Below are 3,755 nucleotides of genomic sequence, written 5' to 3' on the forward strand. Positions count from 1 at the left end.
CGGCCTGGTGGAGTTGGTGCAGGGCGGAGTCGAGGGCCTGACGGCCGGGAGTGATCAGGGCCGGCGTCGTTGACGGCACCATGACGCTCATGGAAGGAAATCCTCCTGGTATGTACGCCCAGGAAACGAAGTAGGCGCCATTGCCTACCCCTTTGGGCGACTTGTCGCGATCATCCTATGGCGGGGTTTTCTGGCACGCCGATAGATTTCCCGTAACGGATCTGCTGTCATCGAATCCAACCCGGTGACCGATGCGCTTGGCTACGCGCCACTCTGGCAGGCTTGAGATCCGGAGTGTGCCGAACTGTCGAACCGGGAGATGCGATGCCCGCACTGCTGATCGGGCCGATGCTGCGCTACGTCGACGCGTCGAGCGCCTCGATCTGGGTGGAGACCGGCGAGCCGTGCGCGGTCGCCGTGGTGGCGGGTGAGCGGAGGCACGAGTCGCGCACGTTCACGGTCCACGGCCACCACTACGCCCTCGTGGACCTGACCGAGCTGTCCGAGGACGTCCACGGCTACGCCGTGGAGCTGGACGGCGAGCGGGTGTGGCCGCTGGAGGGCCGCCCGCCGAGCCGCATCAGGCTGCTGCCGGCCGACGGTCCGCGCCGGATGGCGTTCGGGTCATGCCGGACGAGCGTCCCCCACGACACCGCCCACGTGCTGACGCACGGCGAGGACGTGCTGCGCTCCTACGGCGGCCACCTCATGGAGGCGGGCGAGGACGAGTGGCCCGACCTGCTGCTCCTGCTCGGCGACCAGGTCTACGCCGACAGCCCCTCGCCCGAGATGCTCGACTTCATCCGTCGGCGCCGGAACACCGAGCCGCAGAACGAGATCGCCGACTTCGAGGAGTACGCCGAGCTCTACCGTCAGGCGTGGACGGAACCCGAGATCAGGTGGTTGTTCTCCACCGTGCCCACAGCGATGATCTTCGATGACCACGACCTGCGCGACGACTGGAACACCTCGCAGACGTGGCGGGAGCAGATGGCCGCGACGACCTGGTGGCGCAGCAGGGTGATCGCCGGGCTGAGCGCGTACTGGATCTACCAGCACCTGGGCAACCTGTCGCCGGCCGAGCGGGCGGCCGACCCGCTGCTGCGGACCCTGATGGACGGCGACGGGGGCGGGGCGCTCGACGGCTTCGCCGAGAAGGCCGACGTCGACCCGGCCAGCAACCGCTGGAGCTACTCCCGCGAGCTCGGCCGGACCCGCCTGATCGTGGTCGACACCCGGTGCGCCCGCCGGCTGACGCCGGGAGACCGCAGGATGCTCGACGCGGGGGAGTGGCAGTGGCTCGTCGAGGAGGTCTCCAAGCCCGCCGACCGGCTGGTCATCGGCTCCTCCCTCCCCTTCATGCTGCCCGAGGGCGTCCACTACGTGCAGAACTGGAACGAGGCGCTCTGCGACGGAGCGTGGGGCAAGAGAGTGGCGCGGCTGTCGGAGAGGTTCAGGCAGGCCGTCGACCTGGAGCACTGGGCCGCCTTCCGCCGCTCGTTCGACGACCTGGCGGGGCTCCTCGTCCGCCTCGGCAAGCCGGTGGTGCTGCTCTCCGGCGACGTCCACTACTCCTACGTGGCCAAGGCCCGCACCGGCGACGTCACCCAGGTCGTCTGCTCGCCCATCCGCAACCCGCTGAGCCCGCTGCTCCGCTGGGCCAACGTCATCACCCAGTTCGGCGTCGCCACCATGGTCGGCAGCCTGCTCGCCCGGCTGGCGCGCCTGCCCAGGCCGCCCTTCCGCTGGCGGGTCACCCACGGGCCGTGGTTCCAGAACGCCGTGGCCACGCTCGCCTTCCCCGACCAGGTCTCCTGGTACGAATCCTCCGGCGACACCGTGAAGCAGATCGACTCCGTACGACTCGGCTGAGGATCCGCGGGCTCGAAAAGTGGGAACCGGCCCTCCCCGTGCGGTCAAGAACAGGGTGACCGCATGAGAGAGGACCGGCACGTGGTGAGTGTTCGCGAACTGCCTGACACACTGGACGACTCGACGCTGATCGGGCGTTCGCTGGACGATCCGGAGAGTTTCGCGGCGCTGTTCGACCGGCATGCCGACGAGATCCACCGGTACGCAGCCAGGCGCCTCGGCCCGGGGCCGGCCGACGACGTGACGGGGGAGGTGTTCCTCGTCGCGTTCCGCCGCAGGGCGCGTTACGACCGCTCGTGGTCCGACGCCAGGCCCTGGTTATACGGCATCGCCACCAGGGTCGTCGCCCAGCATCGCAGGGCCGAGCGGCGGCGCAACCACGCCCTGGCCAGGATGAGTCCCGAACGGCCCGGCACGTTCGACGAGCGCAGCGCCGACCGGATCACGGCCGAGCAGCTCCAGCCCAGGCTGGCCCGCGCGCTGACCCGGCTCAGCGCGGCCGAGCGCGACCTGCTGCTGCTCGTGGCCTGGGCCGACCTGACGTACGAGGACGCGGCGCTCGCCCTGGGCGTGCCCGTCGGCACGGTACGGTCCAGGCTGCACCGGCTCCGCGTCAAGGTACGCAGGGCGCTCGGCGGCAACGACCCCTTCGCAGAGGAGCCCCAGCATGGATGACGACGAGATCCGCCTGTTCGCGGCCGGCCGGCCGGCCGCTCCACCCTACGATGCACAGGCCCGCGACCGGGCCAGGGACCGGCTGCTGCGCGAGGCGCGAGGCCGGGGCGGGCTGCGCCTGCCCCGGCTCGGCTGGCACGCCGTCGCCGCGTTCGGGATCACGGTCACTCTTGTCGGGGGCGTGGCCGTGGCCCTGTCGGGACAGGGCGGGGCGCCGGACGCGGCCACGTCCGCGACCCAGTCGGCCGCCGTGTCGGGGGAGGAACTGGAGCCGAAGCCCGGCCAGTTCGTCCTCGTGGAGTCGGACACCATGTACGGCGCGACCAGGCTGGACGATAGCGGGGAGTCGCGCCACCTCTACCAGACCCACCGGAAGATCTGGAAGTCGGCGGACGGGCGCGCAGGCGGCCTGCTCCTGATCGAGGGGCGCGAGGCCAAGCCGTGGCCGGGCTCGAAGCAGCCGCCGAACGTACGGCTCGAGCCCGCCGAGAGCTGGTACCACCTGCCCTCCTGCCCGGGAATCTCCCGCAACGACCACGCGTACCTGAGCACGTTGCCTGCGGACGCCGCCGGGATGCGCGAGCTGCTCTACAAGCGCGACGGTGCAAAGGGCGACGGTGCAAAGGGCGACGGTGCAAAGGGCGACGGTGCCAAGGGCGACGGTGCCAAGGGCGACGGTGCTAAGGGTGACGCCGACGAGGCGGCCTTCGGCGTGGCGCGCGAGCTGCTGGCGGAGACCTACGTGCCCAGGGCGCAGCGTGACGCGCTGTTCGAGGCGATGAAGTCGATCGGCGGGGTGGAGATGGCCGAGGACGTCCCGGACTACGCGGGGCGCAAGGGCGTGGCCCTCGGCCGGCGGTCCGCGCAGTCGGGCATGCTTGAGCAGTACATCTTCGACCCCCGGACGCACATGCTGCTGGGAGAGCGGGGCACGGTCACGGACGAGAAGGTGGCCAAGGCGCCCGTGGGCAGCGTGCTGGCCCTGACGGCGCAGCTGAGGATCTCGGTCGTGGACAAGCTGCCGGACGACGGGGTCGCGACCGCCGAGAACTCCAACTGCGACCTTCCCGCACCGGCCGAGACCCCCGACGGTGGATCGCCGCAGCCCAGCGCCCCGCCCGCCGACACGCCCGGTTCCCCGGAGCCCGGCGGCCCGCCCTCCGCCCCCTCCGGCGACTGACGGCGGCAGGCCCTCGGGCGGGCGGACC

At 71.2% G+C, this 3,755-nt stretch carries 3 protein-coding genes; all 3 read left to right on the forward strand.

Features of this window, described 5'->3' with window-relative positions; all coding sequences use genetic code 11:
- Positions 1-324: 324 nt before the first annotated feature.
- The 3 genes from DQW85_RS26120 (at position 325) to DQW85_RS26130 (ending at position 3,727) form a co-directional block, all read left to right on the forward strand.
- Entirely contained in the window at positions 325-1,872 is a 1,548-nt protein-coding gene (locus DQW85_RS26120; RefSeq protein WP_205315415.1) for an alkaline phosphatase D family protein, read from the forward strand.
- Between the two features lie 63 nt (positions 1,873-1,935).
- Positions 1,936-2,547 (forward strand): RNA polymerase sigma factor, encoded by a 612-nt coding sequence (locus DQW85_RS26125; protein WP_113702593.1) that lies wholly within the window; start codon positions 1,936-1,938, stop codon positions 2,545-2,547.
- Positions 2,540-3,727, forward strand: a complete 1,188-nt coding sequence (locus DQW85_RS26130) for a CU044_5270 family protein (protein ID WP_113702594.1) — start codon at positions 2,540-2,542, stop codon at positions 3,725-3,727. The genes DQW85_RS26125 and DQW85_RS26130 overlap by 8 nt, the downstream gene beginning before the upstream one ends.
- Positions 3,728-3,755 lie beyond the last annotated feature (28 nt).

The sequence above is a fragment of the Nonomuraea lactucae genome (assembly GCF_003313395.1).
GTDB classification, from domain to species: Bacteria; Actinomycetota; Actinomycetes; order Streptosporangiales; family Streptosporangiaceae; genus Nonomuraea; species Nonomuraea lactucae.

Excerpts from the sequence above, each read along its gene's own strand:
- DQW85_RS26120 (WP_205315415.1), top strand. The coding sequence starts at position 325 with ATGCCCGCACTGCTGATCGGGCCGATGCTGCGCTACGTCGACGCGTCG.
- DQW85_RS26125 (WP_113702593.1), top strand. The coding sequence starts at position 1,936 with ATGAGAGAGGACCGGCACGTGGTGAGTGTTCGCGAACTGCCTGACACA.
- DQW85_RS26130 (WP_113702594.1), top strand. The coding sequence starts at position 2,540 with ATGGATGACGACGAGATCCGCCTGTTCGCGGCCGGCCGGCCGGCCGCT.